Origin of the sequence: Pseudodesulfovibrio hydrargyri (assembly GCF_001874525.1) — a bacterium.
Taxonomy (GTDB): Bacteria; Desulfobacterota; Desulfovibrionia; order Desulfovibrionales; family Desulfovibrionaceae; genus Pseudodesulfovibrio; species Pseudodesulfovibrio hydrargyri.
In genome coordinates, this window is sequence record NZ_LKAQ01000001.1 from 334,080 (window position 1) to 357,202 (window position 23,123).

Annotated in this window: 23 protein-coding genes; 7 read left to right on the forward strand and 16 right to left on the reverse strand. The window is 62.4% G+C overall.

Going from position 1 to position 23,123, the window contains the following annotated elements; all coding sequences use genetic code 11:
- Positions 1-3: 3 nt before the first annotated feature.
- A complete protein-coding gene (locus BerOc1_RS01650) occupies positions 4-975 on the forward strand; it encodes an ABC transporter ATP-binding protein (RefSeq protein WP_071543986.1) in 972 nt (323 codons plus the stop codon).
- 2 nt (positions 976-977) lie between these two features.
- Entirely contained in the window at positions 978-1,985 is a 1,008-nt protein-coding gene (locus tag BerOc1_RS01655; RefSeq protein ID WP_071543987.1) for an ABC transporter ATP-binding protein, read from the forward strand.
- 199 nt (positions 1,986-2,184) lie between these two features.
- Here the strand turns inward: BerOc1_RS01655 and BerOc1_RS01660 are convergent, their stop codons facing one another.
- Genes BerOc1_RS01660 through BerOc1_RS01670 form a run of 3 tightly spaced genes read right to left on the reverse strand, consistent with a single transcriptional unit; the run spans position 2,185 to position 5,551 of the window.
- Positions 2,185-2,580 (reverse strand): response regulator, encoded by a 396-nt coding sequence (locus BerOc1_RS01660; RefSeq protein WP_071543988.1) that lies wholly within the window; start codon positions 2,578-2,580, stop codon positions 2,185-2,187.
- A 32-nt stretch (positions 2,581-2,612) separates the two neighbouring features.
- Positions 2,613-4,322 (reverse strand): FAD-dependent oxidoreductase, encoded by a 1,710-nt coding sequence (locus BerOc1_RS01665; RefSeq protein ID WP_071543989.1) that lies wholly within the window; start codon positions 4,320-4,322, stop codon positions 2,613-2,615.
- A 50-nt stretch (positions 4,323-4,372) separates the two neighbouring features.
- Positions 4,373-5,551, reverse strand: a complete 1,179-nt coding sequence (locus BerOc1_RS01670) for an aminotransferase-like domain-containing protein (protein WP_071543990.1) — start codon at positions 5,549-5,551, stop codon at positions 4,373-4,375.
- A gap of 357 nt (positions 5,552-5,908) precedes the next feature.
- Between BerOc1_RS01670 and BerOc1_RS01675 the strand changes: the two genes are divergently transcribed.
- Positions 5,909-6,661, forward strand: a complete 753-nt coding sequence (locus BerOc1_RS01675; protein ID WP_071543991.1) for a substrate-binding periplasmic protein — start codon at positions 5,909-5,911, stop codon at positions 6,659-6,661.
- A 98-nt stretch (positions 6,662-6,759) separates the two neighbouring features.
- On the opposite strand, the gene BerOc1_RS18980 is transcribed toward BerOc1_RS01675, so the two are convergent.
- The 6 genes from BerOc1_RS18980 to BerOc1_RS01700 form a co-directional block, all read right to left on the reverse strand.
- Complete coding sequence (locus BerOc1_RS18980; RefSeq protein ID WP_165610763.1) at positions 6,760-6,930, reverse strand: hypothetical protein; 171 nt, start codon at positions 6,928-6,930, stop codon at positions 6,760-6,762.
- Between the two features lie 91 nt (positions 6,931-7,021).
- A complete protein-coding gene (locus BerOc1_RS01680; RefSeq protein ID WP_071543992.1) occupies positions 7,022-7,573 on the reverse strand; it encodes a Fe-S-containing hydro-lyase in 552 nt (183 codons plus the stop codon).
- Positions 7,573-8,412, reverse strand: a complete 840-nt coding sequence (locus BerOc1_RS01685; protein WP_071543993.1) for a fumarate hydratase — start codon at positions 8,410-8,412, stop codon at positions 7,573-7,575. The genes BerOc1_RS01680 and BerOc1_RS01685 overlap by 1 nt, the downstream gene beginning before the upstream one ends.
- A 304-nt stretch (positions 8,413-8,716) precedes the next feature.
- Positions 8,717-9,454 carry a fumarate reductase iron-sulfur subunit gene (locus BerOc1_RS01690; RefSeq protein ID WP_071543994.1) on the reverse strand — a complete coding sequence of 246 codons (738 nt, stop codon included), beginning with the start codon at positions 9,452-9,454 and terminating at the stop codon, positions 8,717-8,719.
- 3 nt (positions 9,455-9,457) lie between these two features.
- Complete coding sequence (locus BerOc1_RS01695; protein WP_071543995.1) at positions 9,458-11,293, reverse strand: fumarate reductase flavoprotein subunit; 1,836 nt, start codon at positions 11,291-11,293, stop codon at positions 9,458-9,460.
- Between the two features lie 13 nt (positions 11,294-11,306).
- Positions 11,307-11,957 carry a succinate dehydrogenase/fumarate reductase transmembrane subunit gene (locus tag BerOc1_RS01700; RefSeq protein ID WP_071543996.1) on the reverse strand — a complete coding sequence of 217 codons (651 nt, stop codon included), beginning with the start codon at positions 11,955-11,957 and terminating at the stop codon, positions 11,307-11,309.
- A gap of 426 nt (positions 11,958-12,383) precedes the next feature.
- Between BerOc1_RS01700 and BerOc1_RS01705 the strand changes: the two genes are divergently transcribed.
- The 3 genes from BerOc1_RS01705 (at position 12,384) to BerOc1_RS01715 (ending at position 16,414) form a co-directional block, all read left to right on the forward strand.
- Positions 12,384-15,092: a M16 family metallopeptidase gene (locus BerOc1_RS01705; RefSeq protein WP_084640993.1), complete on the forward strand. Its 2,709-nt coding sequence runs from the start codon at positions 12,384-12,386 to the stop codon at positions 15,090-15,092.
- A gap of 94 nt (positions 15,093-15,186) precedes the next feature.
- A complete protein-coding gene (locus BerOc1_RS01710) occupies positions 15,187-15,870 on the forward strand; it encodes a TIGR02391 family protein (protein ID WP_071543997.1) in 684 nt (227 codons plus the stop codon).
- 205 nt (positions 15,871-16,075) lie between these two features.
- A complete protein-coding gene (locus BerOc1_RS01715; protein ID WP_071543998.1) occupies positions 16,076-16,414 on the forward strand; it encodes a YbjQ family protein in 339 nt (112 codons plus the stop codon).
- Between the two features lie 239 nt (positions 16,415-16,653).
- Here the strand turns inward: BerOc1_RS01715 and aroC are convergent, their stop codons facing one another.
- Genes aroC through aroL form a run of 4 tightly spaced genes read right to left on the reverse strand, consistent with a single transcriptional unit; the run spans position 16,654 to position 20,345 of the window.
- A complete protein-coding gene (aroC, locus tag BerOc1_RS01720; protein ID WP_071543999.1) occupies positions 16,654-17,718 on the reverse strand; it encodes a chorismate synthase in 1,065 nt (354 codons plus the stop codon).
- A gap of 15 nt (positions 17,719-17,733) precedes the next feature.
- Positions 17,734-18,393, reverse strand: coding sequence for a potassium channel family protein (locus BerOc1_RS01725; RefSeq protein WP_071544000.1), 660 nt, complete (start codon positions 18,391-18,393; stop codon positions 17,734-17,736).
- Positions 18,394-18,413: 20 nt separating this feature from the next.
- On the reverse strand, positions 18,414-19,778 hold the full coding sequence (locus tag BerOc1_RS01730) for a TrkH family potassium uptake protein (RefSeq protein ID WP_071544001.1): 1,365 nt from the start codon (positions 19,776-19,778) through the stop codon (positions 18,414-18,416).
- A 36-nt stretch (positions 19,779-19,814) separates the two neighbouring features.
- The gene (aroL, locus tag BerOc1_RS01735; RefSeq protein ID WP_071544002.1) at positions 19,815-20,345 is read right to left on the reverse strand and encodes a shikimate kinase AroL; all 531 of its coding nucleotides are present in this window, start codon (positions 20,343-20,345) and stop codon (positions 19,815-19,817) included.
- 442 nt (positions 20,346-20,787) lie between these two features.
- On the opposite strand from aroL, the gene BerOc1_RS01740 reads away from it, so the two are divergent.
- Positions 20,788-21,003 (forward strand): 4Fe-4S domain-containing protein, encoded by a 216-nt coding sequence (locus tag BerOc1_RS01740; RefSeq protein WP_071544003.1) that lies wholly within the window; start codon positions 20,788-20,790, stop codon positions 21,001-21,003.
- Positions 21,004-21,042: 39 nt separating this feature from the next.
- On the opposite strand, the gene BerOc1_RS01745 is transcribed toward BerOc1_RS01740, so the two are convergent.
- The 3 genes from BerOc1_RS01745 to BerOc1_RS01755 all read right to left on the reverse strand — a co-directional run bounded on the left by BerOc1_RS01745 (position 21,043) and on the right by BerOc1_RS01755 (position 23,075).
- Positions 21,043-21,594, reverse strand: coding sequence for a hypothetical protein (locus BerOc1_RS01745; RefSeq protein WP_071544004.1), 552 nt, complete (start codon positions 21,592-21,594; stop codon positions 21,043-21,045).
- 9 nt (positions 21,595-21,603) lie between these two features.
- Positions 21,604-22,179 carry a type I restriction enzyme HsdR N-terminal domain-containing protein gene (locus BerOc1_RS01750; protein WP_071544005.1) on the reverse strand — a complete coding sequence of 192 codons (576 nt, stop codon included), beginning with the start codon at positions 22,177-22,179 and terminating at the stop codon, positions 21,604-21,606.
- 83 nt (positions 22,180-22,262) lie between these two features.
- Positions 22,263-23,075 (reverse strand): DUF169 domain-containing protein, encoded by an 813-nt coding sequence (locus BerOc1_RS01755; protein ID WP_071544006.1) that lies wholly within the window; start codon positions 23,073-23,075, stop codon positions 22,263-22,265.
- Positions 23,076-23,123: the final 48 nt, after the last annotated feature.

The following is a 23,123-nucleotide window of genomic DNA, read 5'->3' on the forward strand; positions in this document are numbered from 1 at the left end:
GGCGTGGAAAAACTCATAGACATCCAGAACCTGCGCGTGGACTTCGCCCTGCGCTCCGGCACCGTCCGGGCCGTGCGCGACGTCAGCCTGGTCATCAACAAGGGCGAACGCCTCGGCATTGTCGGCGAGTCCGGCGCGGGCAAATCCGTGCTCGGCTTCTCGCTCATCAACCTCATCTCCAAGCCCGGCAGGATCACCGGCGGCCAGATACTCTTCGACGGCCGGGACCTGACCAAGCTCAAGGCCGACCAGATGCGCCACATCCGGGGCAACGACATCTCCATGATCTTCCAGGATCCGATGATGACGCTCAACCCGGTGCTGACCATCGGCACCCAGATGAAGGAGACCATCCTGGCCCACATGAAGGTCTCGGACAAGGAAGCCGAGGCCATCTGCCTGGACAAGCTGCGCAAGGTCTACATCCCGTCCCCGGAAAAACGGCTCAAGCAATACCCGCACGAGTTCTCGGGCGGCATGCGCCAGCGCATCGTCATCGCCATCTCGCTGTTGACCAACCCCAAGCTGATCATCGCGGACGAACCGACCACCGCCCTCGACGTGACCATCCAGGCCGAGATCATGGACCTGCTCCTGGAGCTCTGCGAAAAGGAGAACATGGGGCTGATCCTGATCACCCACGACCTGGCCGTGGTCTCCGAGGTCACCCAGCGCATCGCCGTGCTCTACGCGGGCAAGGTGGTCGAACTCGGCCCGGCCGACCGCCTCATCAGCGACCCGCAGCACCCCTACACCAAGGGGCTCATCCAGGCCCTGCCGCAGATGGCGGGCGGCGAGCGGCGGCTCAACCAGATTCCCGGCATGATGCCCTCGCTGCTGAACATGCCCAAGGGCTGTCCCTTCGAGCCGCGCTGCACCATCCGCACCGAGCGCTGCAAGACGGAAATCCCCAAACTCCATGAACTCGAGAACGGGACGCAGGTCGCCTGTTTCATGTCCGAAGGAGGCGAATAACCATGAGTGCCATCCTCGAAGTCAGGGACATCGACAAACACTTCGACATCTCCGGCTCGGTCATCGACCAGATCCGGCTCACCGGCGGCAAGATCAGCCGCAGGAAAACCGTGGTCAAGGCGGTCAACAGCGTCTCCCTGGACGTGCAGCCGGGCGAGACCCTGAGCGTGGTCGGCGAATCCGGCTGCGGCAAGTCCACCCTGGCCCGCACGGTCATGGGGCTGTACCGGCCCAACAAGGGCGAAATCCACTACCGGGGGGCGCGCATTGACAACCTCAGCTCGGCCAGGATGCTCCCCTACCGGACAAAGATGCAGATGGTCTTCCAGGACCCGTACGCCTCGCTCAATCCGCGCATGACCGTGCGCCAGATACTGGAGGAGCCGGTCCGCTTCCACAACCCGGACATGAACCGCGACGAGGTCCGCGACCGCGTGGCCGAGGTCATGCGCCAGGTGGGCGTGGACCCGGTCTGGGCCACCAACTTCCCGCACGAGTTCTCCGGCGGCCAGCGCCAGCGCATCTCCATCGCCCGAGCCCTGGTCCTCGACCCGGAATTCATCGCGGCCGACGAGCCCATCGCCGCCCTGGACGTGTCCATCCAGGCCCAGATCCTCAACCTGCTCATGGATGCCCAGGAGCAGCGCGGACTGACCTACCTGTTCATCAGCCACGACCTGAGCGTGGTCGAGCACATCTCCAGCCGCGTACTGGTCATGTATCTCGGCTGCGTCTGCGAGCTGGCCACGGCCAAGGAGCTGTTCACCAGCCCGAAGCATCCCTACACCCAGGCCCTGCTGTCCGCCATCCCGAGGCTCGGCGGCCAGGCCGGGGGACACGTCAAGCTGTCCGGCGACGTGCCCACCCCCATCAACCTGCCCACCGGCTGCGTCTTCCACGGCCGGTGTCCGCACGCCAACGAGCGCTGCACCCGGGAAATCCCCAAGCAGCGCACCCTTGAGAACGGCACCGTGGTCGCCTGCCACGGCGTCGAGGAAGGCCGGGTATAAGCGGCCTCCGGCGGCCGGGGAAGGGGAGAAAACCCTTTGAAAAGGTTCTTTCTCCCCCTTCCCCCGGACCCCCATCCCCCTATTTTCCTAAACTTTTTAGTGCCGCTCCGCAGGGTGCTTGCGTCGGTTCACTGTTGGGAAATAAAAAAACGGCGCACTTTTTGGAGTGCGCCGTTTTTGTTTGCATTATAGCGACGGGCTAGATGATGAAGTGCTCCCTGAGCTCGCTGACCACCTTGTGCCGGTCCAAGGGCTTGACTATGTAGATGCACGCTCGGGTGTTGAAGAACGCCTTGTCCACGCTGGTGTCGTCCACCACGCAGGTGATCATGGCCAGCTTGAAGCTGTCGGCCTCGGCCACGCCGTCCTCCATCTCCCGCGCGCGCATGAGTTCCGCCGCCTGGTGCCCGTCCATGCCGGGCATGAGGATGTCCATCAGGACCACGTCGAAGGGACGTCCCTCGTCCCGCGCACGGGCGAACATCTCCACCGCGCGCTCGCCGGTGGAAGCCGTGGCGCACTCTCCATAAGGGGCCAGGATGACCTGCATAAAGAGGTGTATGCTCTCGTCGTCATCGACGATCAGGAACCGCATGCCGCCTCCGGCGTTTGTGGCGTGTATCCGACCTAGAGATCGATGCCGTACTTCTTGATGGCCGCCATGCCGCCGTGAACGTTGGTCACGTCCTTGTAGCCCTTCTCGTCGAGCATGATCTGCGCCTCATAGGACCGCGCCCCGGTATTGCAGATCAGCACTACGGGCCGGTCCTTGGGAATCTCGTCCAGACGGTTGTAGATCTCGCCCTGCGGGACATTGTGCCAGAACTCCGGATTGCGTTCCACAAACGGATCGGCGTCGCCCTTTTCCCGGCAGTCCAGGAAGAAGCAGGCGTCCTTGTCGCGGTTGTCCCACAACTCCTTGAACCCGGCCGGTCCCACGCCCCGGTTGATGCCGGCGAGCGCGTTGTCCGCCAGGTTGGCCAGGGTGTTGAGGATGTCCATGGCCGCGGCGAACGGCGGGGAATAGGCCAGCTCCATGTTGGACACGTCGTCGATGGTCGGGGACGATTTGAGGATGGCGGCCACCGCGTTGATGCGGCCCACCATGGCATCGCCCGAGGAGCCGAAGCCCTGCACGCCGAGCACCCGGCGGGTGGGCTTGTCCACGACCATTTCGAGCGTCATCAGCTCCTTGGTCGGATAGAAATGCGCCCGGTCCAGCTGGATGAGCAGCACGGACATGGCGTCGAACCCGGCGGCCTTGGCCGAATCCAGGCTCAAGCCCGTGCCCGCCATGGAGGTCTCGAACAGTTTGACCACGAACGAGCCGACCACGCCGTCGAACTTGGCCGCCCCGCCCGCCAGGTTGGTGCCGATGATGCGGCCCTGGCGGTTGGCCATGGACCCCAACGGCAGGAAGGCGTCCTTGCCGGTGACCAGGTTCGGAACGATGCAGCAGTCGCCGCCCGCATAGATGTCCGGGTCGTTGGTGCGCATGAACTCGTCCACATACACCCCGCCGCGCTCGTGCACGGCCAGCCCGGCCTCCTTGGCGATGTCCGAGTTGGGAACCACGCCCGCCGAAATGATCACCGCGTCCGCGTCGAGCACGCGCTCGCTGGTGATCACCCGCTTGACCACGCCGTCCTCGCCCTCGATGGCCTTGACGGTCTCGCCGAAATAAAAGGTGACCCCGTTCTCCTCCATGTGCTTGCGGCCCATGGTGGCCAGGGTCGGGCTGACCAGACGGGGCATGATCTGATCGGTGATCTCCACCACCGAGGTCTCCACGCCCCACATGTCGGCGAACGCCTCGGCCATTTCCAGGCCGATGAAACCCGCGCCGATGATCACCGCGCTGCCCACCTCGCCCTTGGAGATGGCCTCGCGGATGCGCGTGGCGTCGCCGGGGTTGGCCACGTAGTTGACGCCCTTCAGGTCCTCGCCGGGCAGCCCCAGTTTGCGCGGGGACGCGCCGGTGGCGATGACCAGCTTGTCGTAGGAGATGGACTCCTTCCCGCCGGTCTGGACGTTCTCCACTTCCACACGCTTGTTATCGCGGTCGATCCGCGTGGCCTTGGTTAGGATGCGGACGTCCACCCCCTTGACCTCCTTGAAGAACTTGGGATCGCGGAGCATGTGGAAACTGGTGGTGCACAGCTCGGACGCGTCCGAAACGTCGCCCGAGACGTAATAAGGGATGCCGCAGCCGCCGTAAGAGATCATGGACGACTGGTCGATCATGGTTACCTTGGATTCGGGCTCCAACCTCTTGAAACGGCAGGCGGCCTTGGGCCCGAGCGCCACGCCGCCGATGACTACGATGTGCTGAGACATAAACTCATCCTTGGTATCTTGAGCCGTGGGCGTCCCTCGCGCCCCCGGCGTTACTTCAGGAACGATGCGATGGACTTGCCGAGGCGCTTGATGCCCTCCTCGATCCGGGCCTCGTCCGAATTGGAGAAGTTCAGGCGCATGGTGTTATCGCCGGAACCGTCCACGAAGAACGGCCTGCCGGGCACGAAGGCCACCTTGTCCTTGATGGCCATGTCGAGCAGTTCCATGCTCGAACACCCCTCGGGCATGGTCGCCCACAGGAACATGCCGCCCTCGGGCCGTGTGATGTCCACCCCTTCCGGGAAATAGCGGCCGATCATCTCGACCATGCACTCGCGTTGGCGGCCGTACCGTTCCTTGATGAGCGCCACGTGGGACTCGATGTCGTTGGTCTCCATGTAGCGGCGCATGATCGTCTGGGTCACGGTGGAGGTATGCAGATCAGCCGCCTGCTTGGCGATGACCAGCTTGTCGTAGACGTCCTTCCTGGGGGCGACCACCCAGCCCAGGCGGAAGCCCGGCGCGGCGATCTTGGAGAACGAACCGCACAAGAGCCCCTTCTTCTCGCTGAAGGAGAAGACGCTCGGCAGGTCCTCGCCCAGGAAACGCAGTTCGCCGTAGGGGTCGTCCTCGACAAAGAGCGCGTCGTACCGGTCGGCCAGGGCCGCCACGGCCTTGCGCTTTTCCAGCGAGTAGCTCACGCCCGACGGGTTCTGGAAGTTCGGCACCGCGTAAAAACAGTCGGCTCCGGCCTTGAACGCCGCCTCGAGCTCCTCGAGATTCGGCCCGTCATCCTCCAGACAGATGGTCACGAATTCGGGCTCGAACAGGGAAAAGGCCTGGATGGCCCCGAGATAGCCGGGCCGCTCGATGACCACCTTGCTGTCACGATCCATGAAAACCTTGGCGCAAATGTCGAGAATCTGCTGGGAGCCGGTGGTCACCAGGATGGTGTCCGGGTCCACGGTCAGGCCGCGCTTCCTGTACCGCTCGGCGATGATGGCCCGCAACCCCGCGTCACCCTCGGTGGTCGAGTACTGCAGGGCGCCGGCCCCGATGTCCTGGAAGACCTCGTGGGCGGCCGCATCCATGGCGGCGACAGGGAAGAGTTCGGGGTTGGGCAAACCGCCCGCAAAGGAAATGATTTCCGGATCGGCCGTGACTTTCAGAATTTCCCGGATGAACGAGCGGTGAACCGTGCTCATCCTCCGGGCGAAATGTTGGGACATGTTTTTCTCCTTCAAGCCCTTTGGGATACTCCGAAAGCCATTCCCTTGCAAGAGCATGAGAGAAGAGAAGGTCCGGGTTTTCGGCCCAAAAAAGAGGACCGGGGATCAATCCGGTCCTCAGGGGGCAAGAAGAGGAGAATATGCATGTACCATGAGGTCCTGCCGTCATCCGTCCGGCCGGGAAACGCTCCGTCCGTGGATGGCGGCCATTGCACATTAAAAATAACTATTACCGGAAAAGAGTCAAGCCCGAAGCGCCAAAAAGACGCGCGAGCCGCCCCATGCCGCGCGCCGCCATGGAATGAATATTGCTTCCGCAAGGGGGATTTGCTAAGAAAAGCCGGTCGCAAGGATACCATGAAACGCATACTGACCACCGCGATATTCCTCATCCTGGGCCTGGGCGCCGCGCCGCGCGCGGGGGCCGGGGATTTCATCGCCATGGGCGCGCCCTACCCGCCCTACTGCGTCAGCGACGGCCTGACCGTCAAGGGCATGGCGGTATCCACCCTGACCACCATCATGAACATGTGCGACACCCCGATCAGCGACCGCGAGATCAGGCTGACGCCCTGGGCCTACGGCTACGAGAGCGCGGCCCGGCAGACGCAGCGCATCCTGCTCAATGCCCAGCGCAATATCCGGACCGAACACCTGTACAAATGGGTCGGTCCGGTAGCCACCGCCAAGATCGTGCTCATCGGCCGCAAACGGGACAAGCTCTTCATCCCCACCAGGGAACAGCTCAAGGATTACAGCATCGCCACCGTGCGCTGGAGCAGGCCGGAAAAGACCCTGCTGGCTGGCGGCATGGAGGAGGAGAGGCTGTTGCGCAGTCCGAGCCACGTCCAGGCCCTGCGCCGACTCGACAGCGGCGAGGCGGACCTGTTTGCGTCCACCGAACTCGGAGCTGCCTGCCAACTGGCGGGCATGGGGCTGCGCCCGGACGACTTCGCCGTCTACTTCACCTTCGACGAGGAGCCCCTGTACTTCGCCTTCAGCCGCGACACCGACGATCGGCTGATCCGTCGGCTCAACAAGGCGCTACAGGAGATCAAGGCCACGGGCCCGCAGGGCCTGAGCCGTTTCGACAAGATGTTCGCCGACTAGGCGAGGAAGCCGGTTCCGCAGTGGGAGGCGAGAAGAGAGTCAACTAAACCGTACGGATACGGAACAATAGAGAAAGGGGCCGTGGGGCCCCTTTTGCGTTATTCCTTATCCGGAGACCAGTTAGGGTCGCGATATTTGTCGGGATTGTAGAGACGCCAGTCGGAACCGTCATCATACTTTTCGTCCGCACCGGGATACGGAGTGTAGATGTTCTCGTTCTTTTTGGCCTCTTCGTGGCTTTCCACGTTTTCAAAGTATGCATGTTCCATGATAAACCTCTGATATCCTGGACTTAAGCCCCCCGACGCAGTGTGCATATCGGGGCGGGACGCCCTGCGCCCCGCCCCTTTCGTGAATCAATTAATCGGCAGTGTCAAGCCTCGGTTTGACGTATAATTCCCCTCCGTGGCAGTCGTTGATGACCAGCAGCGGGAAATCCTTGACTTTCATTTCACGCACCGCCTCGGGCCCCAGTTCCTCGAAGGCGATGACCGCGGATTCCACGATGGAGTTGGACAGCAGCGCACCCGCGCCGCCCGTGGCCCCGAAGTAGACGCCCTTGTATTCCCGCATGGCCGCCTTAACCTCGCCCGAACGCTTGCCCTTGCCGATGGACGCCTTCATGCCCAGCGAGTGCAGCCTCGGGGCGTAGGTGTCCATGCGGTAGGAAGTGGTCGGCCCGGCCGAGCCGATGGGGCGGCCCGGAGGGGCCGGGCTCGGACCCACGTAGTAGATGGCCGAGCCTTCCAGCTTGAACGGCAGCGCCTTGCCCGCGTCCAGCAATTCCACCAGCTTCTTGTGGGCCGCGTCGCGCGCGGAATAGATGATCCCGGTCAGGAACACCACGTCCCCGGCCTCGAGCCGCTCGATGTCCTCGTCCCTCAACGGCGTGTTCAGCTTGTATTCGGCCATTACAGTTCGACCTCCTCATGGCGTTGGGAATGACACTGGACATTGACCGCCAACGGCAGGCTGGCCAGGTGGCACGGTTCCAGGGTGATCTTCACGCCGAGCACGGTGGTCTTGCCGCCCAGCCCCATGGGGCCGATGCCCAGCGCGTTGAGGTCCTCTTCCAGTTCCTTTTCCATGGCCGCGACCTTGGGGTCGGGGTGGACGTCGTCCAGCTTGCGCAGCAGGCCGCGCTTGGCGATCTTGGCCGCGTGCTCGAAGGTCCCGCCGATGCCCACGCCGATGATGGTCGGCGGGCACGGATTCGGTCCGGCCTCGGCCACCCGCTCGACCACGAACTTCTTGATGCCCTCCCAACCCTGGGCCGGGGCGAGCATGGTCACGCGGGACATGTTCTCGGCCCCGCCGCCCTTGGCCATGTAGGCGATCTTGAGCTTGTCGCCCGGAACCAGGTCGAAATGGATGATCGCCGGGGTGCCGTCGCCGGTGTTGGCCCGGGTCAGCGGATCGCACGCGGACTTGCGCAGATACCCTTCCGCATATCCCTTGCGCACGCCATCGTTGATCAGATCGCGCAGATTGCCGCCGACCACCCTGCAGTCGTCGCCGACCTCCACGAACAGCACGGCCAGGCCGCAGTCCTGGCACAGCGGCAATTTGGTGTCATGGGCCAGGTCGGCATTCTCCAGCAACTGGCGCAGGACCTCCACGGCCGACGGGGAATCCTCCCCGGCCATGGCCCGCTCCAGCTTGCTGCGCACGTCGGCGGGCAACTCCGTGTTGCCCCGCACGCACATCCCGGCCACGGCCTCGATGACATCCTTTCCTTGAATCTCTCTCATTGATTAGCCTCCGATGAATGCCTCCGGCGGCCAGAGGGGAAACTTTTGAGAAAGTTTCCCCTCTGGACTCCCCTTCAAAACTTTTTATCGCTCGCTTCGCTCGAAGCCGTGCGAGCGCGTTGATTCAAAACCTCACCCTTTACCTATTGAAAAGCCCCGCATAACGGCCTGACCGTCCGTCTCCTACCCCGCGAAGCGACCCAAAAAGTTTGGGAAAAGGAGGGGATGGGGGTCCGGGGGAAGGGGAGGAAAGAACCCTTTTCAAAGGGTTTTTCCTCCCCTTCCCCCGGCCGCCGGAGGCATCTTACTTACTGAACAAACGCTTTATGGAAGTGATGCCCATTTTGCGTCGCAGGAAGCCGAGCTGGTTTTGCAGCGGCAGGTGTTTGGGGCAGACGTCCTCGCAGGCCAGCAACCCCATGCAGCCGAAGATGCCCATGTCGTTGCCGATGATGTCGTAGTAGTCACGGTCGGTCCGCTGGTCGCGCGGGTCGATGAGGAACCGGGCCACGCGGTTGAGCGCGGCCGCGCCCATGAAGTCCTCGCGCAGCCGGGCGGTGCCGCAGGCCGAGATGCAGCAGCCGCATTCCACACACCGTTCCAGCTCGTAGATGGCCACGGCGTCCTTGTTGTCCATGCGCTCCTCGAGGGCGGTGGGGTCGAACACCTTGTTGGTGTGAATCCACGATTCGGTCTTGGTATACATCTCGCGGAACCAGGTGCCGGTGTCCACGGACAGGTCGCCGACCAGCTTGAAGACCGGCAGGGGCAGGAGCGTGATCTCGCCCGGCAGGTCGCGGGTCTTGGTGTGGCAGGCCAGGCCGGGACGGCCGTTGATGACCATGCCGCAGGAACCGCAGATGCCCGCCCTACAACAGAAGTCGAACTGCAGGGACGGGTCCTGCTCCTCGCGCACACGGTTGAGCGCGATGAACAGGGTCATGGAGTCGGTCTCCTCCAGGACGAACTCCTGCATGTGCGGCGCGGACTGCTCGTCCTCGGGATTGTACCGGAAGATGTTGAGTTTGAGTAATCTGGACATGGTCTATTCCTTCTTGTCGTCGGCGCTGATGATTTCCGCATGGCCGTAGCCCCGATCGCCCGGCGGAATCTCCACCACGGTGGTGGACGGCTCGTACTCGAGGGTCGGCAGGGTGTCTTCCGGCTTCTTCCAGTAGGCCAGGGTCCGGGTCAGCCAGTCGCGGTCGTTGCGCGCGGGGAAATCCTCGCGGTTGTGCGACCCGCGCGACTCGGTGCGCATGAGCGCGCCGTAGGCGACCATCAGGGCGAGCCTGACCTGCCCTTCGAGCTTGAGGGCGGCGGTCAGCTCGGGGTTGACCCCCTTGCCGTTGGAACGCAGCCCGACCTTCTTGGCCCGGATCAGGGCCTCCTGCAGATCGGCCACGCATTTTTCCAGCCCCTCCTGGGTGCGGAAGATGTTCGCCCCCTTGTGCAGGGCGTCCTGCATGGCGGCCCGGACCTTGTAGACGTTCTCGGAACCGTCGCGGCCCGAGATCAGCGCGTCGATGCGGGCCTGCTGCCTCTTGACCTCGTCGTTGGTCAGCCCGGTCTTGAACTCGGTCTCGCATCCTTCGAGAAACTCGGCGATCCTGCGGCCTATGATCCCGCCCGCGACCACGGTTTCGGCCAGGGAGTTGCCGCCCAGGCGGTTGAAGCCGTGCATGTCCCAGCAGGCGGCTTCGCCGGCGGCGAACAGGCCTTTCAGGCCGTAGGCGGCCCCGTCCTTGTTGGTGCGCACGCCGCCCATGGAATAGTGCTGGGTCGGGCGCACCGGGATGAGCTGGTGGATGGGGTCCACGCCCAGAAACGAGGTGCAGATCTCGTAGACCTCGCGCAGCTTGCCGGTGATGTGCTCCCTGCCCAGGTGGCGGATGTCGAGCCAGAGGTGCTCGCCGTAGGGGGACTTGACGCCGTGGCCCTCGCGCATGTGGTGGGTCATCCAGCGGGAGACCACGTCGCGGGAGGCCAGCTCGGCCTTTTCCGGCTCGTAGATGTTCATGAACCGCTTCTCGTCCACGTCGAGCAGCGTGCCGCCGTCGCCCCGACACCCTTCGGTGACCAGGATGTCGGTGGGCACGATACCGGTGGGATGGAACTGGACCGCCTCCATGTTGCCCATGGGCACCAGGCCGGTGGCCACGCACATGGCGTGCGCCCCGCCGTCGCAGATGACCGCGTTGGTGGTGTTCGGATAGATGCGGCCGAACCCGCCCGCCGCGATCATGGTCGCCTTGGACAGATAGACGCGCAGTTCGCCCGTGCGCAGACAGCGGGCGACCACGCCGAAACAGGCCTCCCCGTCCTGAAGCAGGGCGATGGCCTCGGTCTTGTCGTGGACCTCCACGCCCTTCTCGGCGCAGCGGTTGTCCATGGTGCACATGACCGCATGACCCGTGCCGTCCGAGGTGTAGCAGGTGCGCCACTTGGCCGTGCCGCCGAAGGAGCGGGCCATGATCAGCCCCTCCTTTTCCGCGGCCTCGACCTTTTCGAACTGCTTGCCGCCCTTGTAGTAGATGGACTTGCCCGGGACCACGCGGTTCCACGGCACGCCCCAGTGGGCCAGGCGGCGCATCTCGATGGGCGCGGTGTCCGCGAACAGCCGGGCGACCTCCTGGTCGCAGCCCCAGTCCGATCCTTTGACCGTGTCAGCGAAATGGACGTCCGGGCCGTCGCCCTCGCCCATGACGGAGTTGCCCAGGGAGGCCTGCATGCCGCCCTGCGCGGCGGAGGAATGGGACCGCCGGGCCGGCACCAGGCTCAGGCAGATGGCGGAGAAACCGGCTTCGGCCGTTTCCACGGCCGCGCGCTCGCCCGCCAGACCCGCTCCGACAACAAGAAAATCGGTGTAGATAGTCTGCATGGCATATTCTCCGTTAGTTGACGCTCAGGAACAGGAAGCGGATCAGGGTGATCAGCCCGATGGCGATGAACATGCCGGTCAGCAGGTTCTCGCCGCGCTTGAACTTGTCCCGCTCCCGGTCCTTGATAAAGCCCCACTTGACCCCGATACGATAGAAACCGATGCCCACGTGCAGTTCGGCCAGGGGGAGCAGGAAGAAATAGAACACGGCCCAGAATCCGCTCTGGACGCGGGCCGCGGACTTTGCCGCCGTGATGGGAAGGTCGGTCAGGACCACCCACATGTGGATGGAGCCCATGACCAGGATGAGCATTGCGGAGACGATCTGGACCACCCAAAGCCAGGTGTCGCCGTGATGCATCATGCGGGCGTGCTGCCAGATGGTCTTCTGGCCTTCTGCGCGGAAGGGAATCTTCCGGGCGGCCAGGACGAAATGGAGCAGAAAACCGAGAAAGATGAGCGGACCGCCCACCTGGGCCATGTACGTCGCCTCGAAGAACCCGGCGATGGCGTTCATCAGCCTCGGGCTGATGACGACGCTGGAAACCAGCAGCATGTGACACCACATGAACAAAATCAGGCTGGCGCCGGTCAGCATTTGCAGCCAATCCAACGCGCCATCCCACTTGCCGGATTTGCCAGCTGGTGCGTAACTTATGGACATTCGTTCCTCCGTTTGGTTTAACCCGGAATCACCCTAGACAATCGTTAGCCAACGTAGTCTTGAAAAAAGAAATTTGTCAATATCTCCAACCCCATCTCAACGGCTCTTCACCGATTCGCAACCCCCGCCACACAGAGAAAAAGGCATTGATTGCGCGGTCAAGCGGGCACCCCGGAACAGTCCGCCTTTTCCGAAAAGAGCAAATAACCACCCGCCGCGACACCACATGAGGCGTCCCCCCTGATCCCGGCCGCCCGCTTTTCGGGTTTCCATTTCGAGCCGCCTCGGTTAGTATATTTGACCGCTCAGGCCGAGAAACTCCGGGACCGCTTGCCAGCAGGGCAATCGGACTTATCCTATTCAGCACGCAGAACAGCAACTTGATGTCCAAACTAGTGAGAAAGACCAATTTATGGAGTTCTATCCATGTTCCGAAAACTATTATTGCTTGCGGGGCTCGCATTGCTCCTCGCGGGTTGCAAAACAGCATCCATGAATAACCGTACCGAAACCGTCCCGACCCCGGCCCCGACGACCGCCAAGGCGGCGTCCCTCCCCACCCTGGACGGCTCCGAACAGGCGGCCACGCACATCGTCAGGCTCAAGAACGGCCTGACCGTGCTCATCAAGGAGGACGACCGCTTCCCGCTGGTCAACGTCCGCCTGTACGTGCACGCGGGCAGCGCCTACGAGACGCCCGACATCGCGGGCATCAGCCACCTGCTCGAGCACATGGTCTTCAAGGGCACGGACAAACGCGCCCCGGGCGAGACCGCCCGGCAGATCGAGTCCGTGGGCGGCAGCCTGAACGCGGCCACCAGCTTCGACTACACCGTCTATTATGTCGAGGTCCCGGAGACCCAGTGGAAGCTCGGCATGGACGTGGTCACGGACATGGCCTTCCACCAGACCATTGATCCCAAGGAACTGGAGAGCGAGAAGAAGGTCGTGCTCGAAGAGCTCGAGCGCGGCGAGGACACGCCCACCAGCAAGCTGTTCAAGACGCTGCAGTCCATGGTCTGGAAGGACACCAGCTACGAGTGGCCGATCATCGGCACCCGCGAAACCGTGTCCGGCATCACCCGGCCGCAGATCAAGCAGTACATCGCCAACCACTACCAGCCGCAGTCCATGCTCCTGGCCGTGGTCGGCAAGGTCGATCCGGACAAGATCCTGGCCGAGGCCGACCAACTGGTCGGCTCCCTGGTCAACACCCGCTCCTTCACCCCGCCCGCGCCCCTGCCCGTGCCCGAGGCGGGCCACGGCCCCCGCGTGGTCAAGCTGACCGGCAAGTGGAACAAGGTCTACATGGGCGCGGCCTTCCCCATCCCCTACGGCACCTCGGCCGAAATCCCGGGCCTGGAGATGCTCTGCCAGCTGCTGGGCGGGGACGACACCTCGCGCCTGTACCGGACCTTCAAGTACGACAAGCAGCTGGTCGACGACATCTCGGTCTCGCCGCTGTCGCTGGAGCGCGGCGGCATGCTCTACGTCCACGCCGTGCTCGACGCGGACAAGGTGGACGAGTTCTGGACCGCGCTGAACAAGGAGATGGCCGCCTTCGACCCGGCGGACTTCACGGACCGCGAGATCGAACGCGCCCGCCTGAATCTCGAGAATTCCCTGTTCCTGGCCAAGGAGACCCTGTCCGGCCTGGCCGGGAAGCTCGGCTACTTCCAGTTCCTGGACAGCGGCGAACAGGCCGAGAAAAACTACCTCTTCGCCCTGAGCCAGGTGAACCGCGACGAACTGAAGCGGCTCTTCGACGAATACATCCGGCCCGACCGGCTGACACTGGCCGTGCTCACGCCTGAAGACGCCCCGGTCTCGGCCGAAGGCCTGACCGGTATCACCACGGCCAACTGGCCGTCCAAAAAGGCGGCCAAGGCCCAGCAGGCCGCCAAGCAGGCCACGGGCCCGGCCGAGGTCGCCCTGCCCGGCGGCTCCAAGCTGATCCTTTTGCCCGACGACACCCTGCCCTACACCGCCATGTCCATGTACTGGACCGGCGGCGACGGCGAGCTCGACCCGTCCCAGCAGGGACTGGCCGCCCTGACCGCAGCCTCCCTGACGCGCGGGACCCTCAAGATGTCCGCCACCGAACTGCAGGACTTCCTGTCCGACCACGCGGCCAGCCTGGGCTCCACCGCCGGACGCAACGTCTTCGCCGTGGAGGCCAAGTTCCCCACCCGGTTCACGGACCAGGTTCTGCCGGTCCTGAGCGAAACCCTGACCGGACCGGCCTTCAACCAGACCGAGGTGGAACGGGCCAAACAGGACCAGATCGCGGGCATCAAGCAGAGCGAGGACAGGCCGCTCGGTCTGGCCTTCCGCCAGCTCTTCCCGTTCCTGTACAAGACCGGCCCATACTCCCTGCTCCACATGGGCACTCCCGAGGGCGTGGAACAGTTCACCACGGCCGACATCATCCGCTTCTGGAGCCGCCAGTCCATGCACCCGTTCACCCTGGCCGTGTGCGGCGACTTCGACCAGGAGGCCATGGAGACGTTCGCGACCAACATCGCCCGGACCCTGACCGCGCCCACCGGCGAGTACGCCTTCACCACCCCCGAATGGGGCACGGAACGCGAGGACGACCTCCATCTGCCCGACCGCAACCAGGCGCACATCCTGATGATCTTCCCCACCCCGGGCAAGACCGACCAGGAGGCGTCCGCCAAGCTCGAACTGCTGCGCGCCGCCCTGGCGGGCCAGTCCGGCCTGCTCTTCCGCGACCTGCGCGACAAGCAGGGATTGGCCTACACGGTCACCGCCATGCTCTGGCAGAGCCGCAACACCGGGTTCATGGCCCTGTACATCGGCACCGGGCCGGACAAGGTCGACCAGTCCCTGACCGGCTTCAACAAGGTCCTGGCCGATCTGGCCGCCACCCCCCTGCCCCAGGACGAAATCGACCGCGCCCGGAACATCCTGACCGGCGACTACTACCAGGAACACCAGTCCCTGCTCTCCCGCAGCCGCGAGGCCGCCAGCCTGCAGGTGCGCGGATTCGACCTCGACTACGAGCAAAACCTCATCGACCGGGCCCAGACCGTCACCCCGGCCGAAATCCAGGATATGGTCAAACAGTACCTCACCCCGGACAAGGCCTACCTCATGAAGGTCACCCCGTAGGACACCAATCGGGGGGAGGGTCAACCTCCCCCTTTTTTGATATTATCAATAAAATACTCCTTTACTCGAGAACAAAATAGACGGGGGAGTAACTATGGCTAATTTTTACATGAAGTTTTGTCCCAATGATCATGTAGTCTATGCTGAAGGCGGAATGCCTACCCAGAAATACTGCACGACATGTGGAGAGGAACTGATAAGTAAATGTCCTAGCTGTAACAGCGATATTCCAAATTATTTTGAGTCTCGCAAATATTTTACAAACAACACTCCAGTCAATTTTCCCCGCAAAAATGATTTTTGTATCCAGTGTGGGCAACCTTATCCATGGGCGAAACAATTTATATCCGGATTAGATCATTCCGGCATCTGGGAATTAATGCACCCTACAATAACAGAAATCTGCAAATCTCGTTTCGAGAGTGGGCACTATGCCGATTCAGTAGAAGCTGCATTTAAGGAAATCAACGCCATCGTCAAAAGCGCACACTATAAGAAGACGGGAAAAGAGGAAGATGGGAAATCTCTGATGTTCAAAGCTTTTTCTAGCGAAAACCCATCAATATTACTTTCTAAATTAGATATGGTGACTGGCAGAAACATCCAAGAGGGATATATGTATTTATTTGCTGGATCAATTCAAGCAATCCGTAACCCCAACGCTCATAACAATTTAAAAATATCAAAAGAACTGTCTATTCATTATCTTTTTATAGCTAGTCTGTTGTTCAAAATGCTCGATAAAGGGATTATACAGGAAAAAAACATCACAACTTAATAGCTACAAACTCCCTTTAACTCGCCAACAGTATTAATCACAAATTTCCCACAGACGATAAACGACAAAAAACGTAGTGTTGAGTCTACTACTCTAAACGCGCTCAACACTGCCCATCCTCCTCTCCAAAGGCTTGCCCCCTTTCGTGTGGTGCGCTACAAATCGTGAGCAACAACTTTCAGTTACCAACATCGAGGGGAGACGCATGGCGCTCATATTCGGTTCGCCCAGGAAGCAGGCCACGGACAAGGACGAGGTCGGCACCGACCACAGGCTGACCCTGGCCAAGGACATATACATGGCCGGAAAGATGAAAATCGTCACCACCGAGACGGTTCCGGGCCGGGAGATCCAGTCCGCCTTCGGGCTCATCGTCTGCCGCAGCTACGTCTTCGACAACGCCTTCTACGGGCTCATGGCCCAGGCCGTGGACGTCAACGCGGACGCCATCGTCGGCTACCGCGAGACCGTGGCTTTCCATCCCGAGGGCGACAAGTACTACTCCTGTTACGGCACGGCCGTGCGCCTGAAAAAGCTCAAGTAACCCATAAAGAATGAGGCAGCCCGGCGCGGCGGCATGGTTGGAAAAACAGAAGTTGAAGGCCGTTCAGCGGCGGTTGTCGGGTGACTTCGCCTCCGGCGGCCAAGGGGACATGGCCCCTTGGAACCCCTTTGGCACCTTCGGTGCGGGGGAGTTTGTCCCGTAATTAAAACTAGTTTGCAAAGAAAGAGACCGACGCACTGAGTGCGTCGGTCTCTTTCTTTGCAATACCCTCTTCAGAGCTAATCGCGTACGCCCAACCGCCTGTCGAGCAGGAGCAGGTCCGCGATGGTCAGGGCCATCATGGCCTTGAGAACCGGATTAATGCGCGGGATGGCGCTGATGTCGTGGCGGCCGCCCACCATGATGAAGGTCGGTTCCCCCTTGGTGGTGATGGTCTGCTGTTCCTGGAGGATGGACGCGATGGGCTTGACGTAGGCGCGGGCCACCACGTCCTGGCCGGATGAGATGCCGCCCAGGATGCCGCCCGCGTTGTTGGACAGGAAGCCGTCCGGGCCGATGGGGTCGTTGTTCTCGCTGCCCAAGGAGCGCGCGGCCCCCATGCCCGAGCCGATCTCCACGCCCTTGACCGCGCCCACGGACATGAACGCCGCCGCTATCCGCGCGTCGAACTTGCCGAAGACCGGCTCGCCGAGTCCGGCGGGCAAGCCCGTGGCCCGGACCTCGACCACCCCGCCCAGGGTGTCCTCGTCGTCGCGGACCTTGATGACCCGCTCGTCCCAGGTCCCGACGATATCCGGGTCCGGGCTGAAATACGAACGGTCCTGGGCCCCCTCCATATCCTTGACCTCGGCCTTGATGCCGCCGAATTCCACGGTATAGGCGTAGATGGAAATTCCTTCCAGGCGCAGCAGTTCCTGGGCGATGGCCCCGCCCGCCACGCGGGAAACGGTCTCGCGGCCGGATGAACGCCCGCCGCCCCGGTAGTCGCGGAACCCGTACTTGGCGTTGTAGGAAAAATCCGCGTGCCCGGGCCGGAACACGTCCTTGATCTTGGAGTAGTCATGGGAGCGCTGATTGGTGTTCTCCACGAAAAAGCCGATGGGCGTGCCCGTGGTCCTGCCCTCGAACACGCCGGACAGGATCCTGACCTGGTCCGGCTCGTTGCGGGTGGTGGAGGCCAGCCCGCCCTGGCCGGGCCTGCGCCGGTCCAGTTCCGACTGGATGATGGACTCGTCCAGAGGGATGCCCGAAGGGCAGCCGTCCACCACGCCGCCCAGGCCCAGTCCGTGGGACTCACCGAAGGTGGTCAGCCGAAATATCTGCCCGAAGGTGTTGCCGCTCATGTTTTCTCCCGCTCCCTAAAATTTGTCGACCCGCATGATGTCCTCGGTCCGCCCGAGGAGGACCAGGACGTCCCCGGCCTTGAGCGCCCTGTCCGCCTGGGGCACGAAATGGAATTCCGAGTCCCCGGCCAGACGGAAGGCGATGACCTGCACCTGGTACTTATTGGTCAGGTTGAGATCGCGCAAGGTCTTTCCGATCCAGTTCTCCACGATGATCTCGCGCACGGCCACGTCCTTGCCCAGGCCGAAGTATTCCTGCAACCCGGGCGCGGTCAGCCGGTTGGCCATCTGGGCGGCCACAAACGCCTCGGGAAAGACCACGAACGGCACGCCGAGCTTGTAGAGCACCCGCTCGTGCGCCTCGCTAATGGCCTTGACCCAGATGTTCTTGACCCCCACGGCCTGAAGGTTCAGGACCACCAGGATGCTCGCCTCCATGGAGTCGCCCGTGGACACGATGACCCGGTCCAGGTCCTTGATGCCGATCTGGCCGAGCATCTTCTCGTCCGTGGCGTCCGCCTGGTAGGCCTGGGCGATGATGTCCTGGGCCCGGCGCACGTACTCGGGGTTGATGTCCACCCCGACCACGGAATGGCCGAGCTCGGTCAGGGCCTTGGCCAGGGCGTAGCCGAACTTGCCCAGTCCGATGACGGCGATTTCCTTTTTTGCAGCCATTGAAAAATCTCCTTGTCGATCTAGCCGAAGGGCAGCGTCGCGGTCGGCACCTTGAAGCGCCGCTCGGACTGCCAGCTTTGCAGGGCCGAGAGCATCCAGATGGGGCCGAGACGCCCCACGAACATGAGCACGATGAGCGTGACCCGCTCGAAATTGTCGAGCAGCGGGGTCATGCCCGTGGACAACCCCACGGTGGCAAAGGCGGAAATGGATTCGAACATGTCGGCGATGAATTCGCCGCGCGCCATGAGATAGGAGCTGTCCCCGCTCTCCATGGAAGTCAGGATCATGGTCCCCACGCCCACCAGCAGCAGGCTCATGGTCACCAGCGAAACCACCTTGTTCATGGCCTTCTGGTCCAGGGCGAAGCGCCCGATACGGACCTGCTCCCACCCCCGGAACTCGGCCCAGACAAAGCCGACCAGGGCGCGGAAGGTGGTCGTCTTGATGCCGCCCGCGCAGGAGCCCGGCGAGCCGCCGATGAACATCAGGACCATCATGACGGCCAGGGACACGTTGGTCATGCCGCCGATGTCCACGGTGTTGAACCCGGCGGTGCGGCAGGTCACGGACTGGAACAGGGCGTTCCAGAAATGTTCGAGCACGTTGTCCGGTGCGTTGCCCGCCGCGCCCTCGGCCGCGAAGATGACCACGGCTCCGACCACCACCAGGACCAGGGTGGTCTTGAGCACGATGGCCGTGTGCCAGCTCATCTGCGGCCTGCCCCGCCTGCGCCGGTTGCGCCTGAACAGCGCGTGCCAGATCAATGAGCCGCACTCGTTGAGCACGTAAAAGCCCAGGCCCCCGGCGGTGATGAGCACGATGAAGACCATGTTCACCCCGCTATTGCCGGACCACCGGGTCAGGGAATCGGGATACAACGAAAATCCGGCGTTGCAAAACGCCGACACCGAATGGAAGACCGCCGAATACGGATTGAATCCCGCCGGGTCCAGCAGCCACAGGCTCAAGGCGCCCGCAGCCTCGAAGGAAAAGGCCCACAGGACCACCCGCATGAGGAATCGGGGCAGGCTGAACGAAGGGTCGTGCAGCAGGGACTGACCCACGGCCAGCCGGTCGGTCAGGGAGACGTGCCGCCCCAACAGGTGGATGATCAGGGTGGTGAAGGTCATGATCCCCAACCCGCCCAGCTGAATGAGCACCAGGATGACGTCCAGGCCCAGGGTGGAAAAGTACGAGCCGGTATCCACCACGGCCAGACCGGTGACGCACATGGCCGACGTGGCCGTGAACAGGGCGTCCACAAAGGACAACGGGCCACCGGGGTGGCTCACGTCCATATGCAGTATGAGAGCGCCGATCAATATGGCCCCGGCAAAGAACCAGACCGGCATCCAATACGGCGAAAAGACTTTAGTACGCATGGTTTTTCACGCTTATATGCCTGACGGTCCAACCTGTCAAAAACGCTCGGAAAAGGTTTTCACCGCCTTGAACGCCCGCTCCACGGTGGCGGCCAGGCTCGCCCCCTCAATGACGTGGTCGGCGCACTCTTCGTACAAGGGGGCGCGGGCCTTAAGGACCTCACGGACCTCGTCGGCAAGGGACTTGCCGGTCAGGGACGGCCGCTGGGTCTCAAGCGGGTCGGCCATCAACCGCCGGACCAACTCCTCGACCCCGGCCTTGAGGTAAAGAGTCATGCCCCGGGCCAACACGGCCCGGTTCTCCTCGCGCAGGACAATGCCCCCGCCGCAGCCGATGACCCTGCCGCCCGGCCGGGCCTCGCGCTTGAGCGTCGCGGCCTCCTCGTCGCGGAAGGCGTCCCAGCCGTTGGCCTCGACATAGGACGCAATGTCCATGCCCACAGCCTGGGCAAAGGCGTGGTCCGTGTCCACGAACTTCCTGCCCAAACGTTTGGCCAGGGCCTGGCCCACGCTGGTTTTGCCGCAGGCGCGCGGCCCGATGAGAAAGATGTTCCCCGTCTTGTGCATGACAGGCACCGTAAGGGAAAACCGCCCCGCGTTCAATGCTTTGCCGCGTCTCCCTTTCTTTGCATCCCCTTAGGAACGACAAGCCCCCTCCTCCAAATCCCTGGCGGAAAATGCGTTAACCGTTCGTTTCTGCAAGGGATGAAGACTGGAAATCCGTCACGTTCAGCCTTTCCGATTCTGGCGAGACCGAGCCGAAGCCCCTACTGCGGGGGCTCGGGACGAAACCGGCGGTTTGGAATACGTCGGTGCTTGAAACAACGCCTAGGAATGTCCCCGGACCCCATCCCCTCTCCCTTCCTAAACTTTTTGCGCCGCTTCGCGGGATGTGTGCGAGCGCGGACCGCCGTGCCACTCCTCCCGATTTTGCCGATCATCACTTCGAGCATGAAAGACGATAACGATAATACTTGCCATCAATATCATTAATAACTATTATCAAATCATGAGTGATACCAATACCTGTACCAAGCATCGTGAAGTGGCCATCGAGTTGGGGGACTGCCGCTCCTGCCAGGGATGCATCGACCTCAACCCGGACGTATTTCAGTGGGACGATGCCCTGGACATGCCCTATGTGTGCAGGTCCGAGGTCACCGAGGAAGAGGTTCGCGACATCATGAACACCTGCCCGGAAGGTTGCATCGTCTTCGTGGATTAATCCCTTTCAACCTCCCCTTTGAAAAAGGGAAAGCCGGGCCTAGGCCCGGCTTTCCCGCGTCTGGTCGAACTCCTGTTGCCAGCGCTTGCGCAAAGCGCTCGCCAGCCGTTCTCTGGTCCAATTGGTCCTCGCGTCGGCAGGCAGATCAATGATCTGGCTACGGTCCAGGTATTTTCGCGCGATCCTATGGAGAAATTTGTCGAAATAAATATCGTCGGGATCATGCAATTCAATGGAGCAGACTTTGACGATGCTATTGCCGAAGCGGGTCCGGATCTCATTTTCCCGCGCGGTAATGCCCCGCATATTCTCCCAGGGGACGTAGCGATGCAACCCTGTTCCGATGAATATGCCATCCCGGCTCGTTTCCAGGAAAGGCTTTCCCCCGGCCAAGTTGATCACCGTCCAGACCGCCCACAGCGCCCCCAAGCCCCCGGCGCCGACAAACACTTTCAGGGACTGTCCAGGCAACGTTGTTGACCATGTCGCCCTCCCGAAGGCCAGCACTCCCAGACAGGTCAGGAAGGCGAAAACGCAAAGCACGATCATGCCCGCCCGCATGGTGTATTTGACGACGATCTCCTCGGCCATCCCAACGCCCTACTTTTTCAACGGGAAGTCCGGCATGGGCGGCAGCGAGCACTCGCAGTGGTCGCCGCAGACAAAGCCGCAATAGGTATGAAACACGCGGGTCTGCTTTTCACGCTGTTCTTCGGTCAGCGGCTTGATTTCGGCCGCTTCAACCATCTTCATGAGGCGGGCATAATCAGGCACCGCGTTCATGCCGCGCGCCACCTCGTCGCCGGTGCGCACGTCGAGCAGGGTGGCGTCCATGGTATCGGTGACCAGGGCGTACGGAACCGGGCCGCCATCGATGAGCCGGGCCGCACAGACCGTCTCGCGCTCAAAGGTGGCCACGTCGCCCGCGCAGAACATGACCAGGAACACGGGTCTGTTCTGTTTGTCGTACAGGACGAAATCGATAACCCGCTCGAACTCCTTGTCTTCCACACAATACTGCAGCGGGACCTTGGCCTTGAGCAGGTTCTTGGGGTACCCTTTCTCCTCCACCAGGAGGCGGGCCAGGAGCTGGCGGAACTCCTCGAAGGTGGTCTCGTCTATCTCCTCGCCGGAGAGATAATCGCGGAGCGTGCCGCCCAGGCTGGTTTCGTGCATCGAATCACTTCCTTATCCCCATAGATAAAGCCGTACCCCGGTAGAGGCAAGGCCGCCCGGAGGAGAGGCCGCCGCAAGGGGGCCTAACCGGCCAGCTTCGCCCACGACGAAAGCCGGAACACGCTGTCGTCCGCTTCGGCCTCCATGCGCTCGAACAGCGGCGTGGGCACGGTAAAAGTCAAGACGTCATCCCGGAATCGTTTGCGCATCATTTCCCGGCCATCAAGGCCCATCATTCCCAGGACGGCCCGGGGGTTCCCGGTTTCGGCCTGGGCATAGGCGAACGCGGCCAGGCTGGTGCAATCCGGTCCCTGGGGAACCTGAACCGGATCGACGCCGGGCATGACCGACCCGGCCAGGGTGACCAGACCGGAGAGTTCAAGCGGGTTGACCGGAAAAATGACCGCCCGGATGTTTTCGTCCCTTTCCGTCCGGCTCAACGGCTTGAACAGGACATATTCGTGCGGGATGTCATAGCGTGGCAGCTCGTGCAGGATCCAATCCCTGGCCAGATCACCGGAACTGTGTCTGCGCTCGCCGTATTCGTACATGTCGCGCCAGGTGCGGGGGACACCTTCCATGACCGCCTCATAGGCCTTTCTGTCGCGGGCCGAACGCACGCCCTTGCTGAACAGGGCCGCGTGCTGGTCCAGCATTTCCTCGGAAGCGTCGAACTCGACGCCGAGCCCCAAGGCGGCCCGCCCTCCGGGGCACATGACCGTCTCGCGGCTGCCGGTCGCTATCCTCCCGTTCAGGGAAGCCTCGGCAAAGAGATAGAGGGTGCAGCCGAACCGCCCCTTCTTGAATTGGAAAACGTCGTCGGGAACGCTGTCGCTCCAGACAATGGCCACGGGTTCGAATTCCGGTCCGAGATTGCGAACGAGCGAACTGTCCATATCCACTCCTTTTCGTTCATCGACTTTTCACCATGGGCCAAGGCGGAA

What these genes read in the sequence shown, in the direction of transcription:
- BerOc1_RS01655 (WP_071543987.1), top strand. Translation starts at nt 978, where the DNA reads ATGAGTGCCATCCTCGAAGTCAGGGACATCGACAAACACTTCGACATC.
- BerOc1_RS01660 (WP_071543988.1), bottom strand. Translation starts at nt 2,580, where the DNA reads ATGCGGTTCCTGATCGTCGATGACGACGAGAGCATACACCTCTTTATG.
- BerOc1_RS01665 (WP_071543989.1), bottom strand. Translation starts at nt 4,322, where the DNA reads ATGTCTCAGCACATCGTAGTCATCGGCGGCGTGGCGCTCGGGCCCAAG.
- BerOc1_RS01670 (WP_071543990.1), bottom strand. Translation starts at nt 5,551, where the DNA reads ATGTCCCAACATTTCGCCCGGAGGATGAGCACGGTTCACCGCTCGTTC.
- BerOc1_RS01675 (WP_071543991.1), top strand. Translation starts at nt 5,909, where the DNA reads ATGAAACGCATACTGACCACCGCGATATTCCTCATCCTGGGCCTGGGC.
- BerOc1_RS18980 (WP_165610763.1), bottom strand. Translation starts at nt 6,930, where the DNA reads ATGGAACATGCATACTTTGAAAACGTGGAAAGCCACGAAGAGGCCAAA.
- BerOc1_RS01680 (WP_071543992.1), bottom strand. Translation starts at nt 7,573, where the DNA reads ATGGCCGAATACAAGCTGAACACGCCGTTGAGGGACGAGGACATCGAG.
- BerOc1_RS01685 (WP_071543993.1), bottom strand. Translation starts at nt 8,412, where the DNA reads ATGAGAGAGATTCAAGGAAAGGATGTCATCGAGGCCGTGGCCGGGATG.
- BerOc1_RS01690 (WP_071543994.1), bottom strand. Translation starts at nt 9,454, where the DNA reads ATGTCCAGATTACTCAAACTCAACATCTTCCGGTACAATCCCGAGGAC.
- BerOc1_RS01695 (WP_071543995.1), bottom strand. Translation starts at nt 11,293, where the DNA reads ATGCAGACTATCTACACCGATTTTCTTGTTGTCGGAGCGGGTCTGGCG.
- BerOc1_RS01700 (WP_071543996.1), bottom strand. Translation starts at nt 11,957, where the DNA reads ATGTCCATAAGTTACGCACCAGCTGGCAAATCCGGCAAGTGGGATGGC.
- BerOc1_RS01705 (WP_084640993.1), top strand. Translation starts at nt 12,384, where the DNA reads ATGTTCCGAAAACTATTATTGCTTGCGGGGCTCGCATTGCTCCTCGCG.
- BerOc1_RS01710 (WP_071543997.1), top strand. Translation starts at nt 15,187, where the DNA reads ATGGCTAATTTTTACATGAAGTTTTGTCCCAATGATCATGTAGTCTAT.
- BerOc1_RS01715 (WP_071543998.1), top strand. Translation starts at nt 16,076, where the DNA reads ATGGCGCTCATATTCGGTTCGCCCAGGAAGCAGGCCACGGACAAGGAC.
- aroC (WP_071543999.1), bottom strand. Translation starts at nt 17,718, where the DNA reads ATGAGCGGCAACACCTTCGGGCAGATATTTCGGCTGACCACCTTCGGT.
- BerOc1_RS01725 (WP_071544000.1), bottom strand. Translation starts at nt 18,393, where the DNA reads ATGGCTGCAAAAAAGGAAATCGCCGTCATCGGACTGGGCAAGTTCGGC.
- BerOc1_RS01730 (WP_071544001.1), bottom strand. Translation starts at nt 19,778, where the DNA reads ATGCGTACTAAAGTCTTTTCGCCGTATTGGATGCCGGTCTGGTTCTTT.
- aroL (WP_071544002.1), bottom strand. Translation starts at nt 20,345, where the DNA reads ATGCACAAGACGGGGAACATCTTTCTCATCGGGCCGCGCGCCTGCGGC.
- BerOc1_RS01740 (WP_071544003.1), top strand. Translation starts at nt 20,788, where the DNA reads ATGAGTGATACCAATACCTGTACCAAGCATCGTGAAGTGGCCATCGAG.
- BerOc1_RS01745 (WP_071544004.1), bottom strand. Translation starts at nt 21,594, where the DNA reads ATGGCCGAGGAGATCGTCGTCAAATACACCATGCGGGCGGGCATGATC.
- BerOc1_RS01750 (WP_071544005.1), bottom strand. Translation starts at nt 22,179, where the DNA reads ATGCACGAAACCAGCCTGGGCGGCACGCTCCGCGATTATCTCTCCGGC.
- BerOc1_RS01755 (WP_071544006.1), bottom strand. Translation starts at nt 23,075, where the DNA reads ATGGACAGTTCGCTCGTTCGCAATCTCGGACCGGAATTCGAACCCGTG.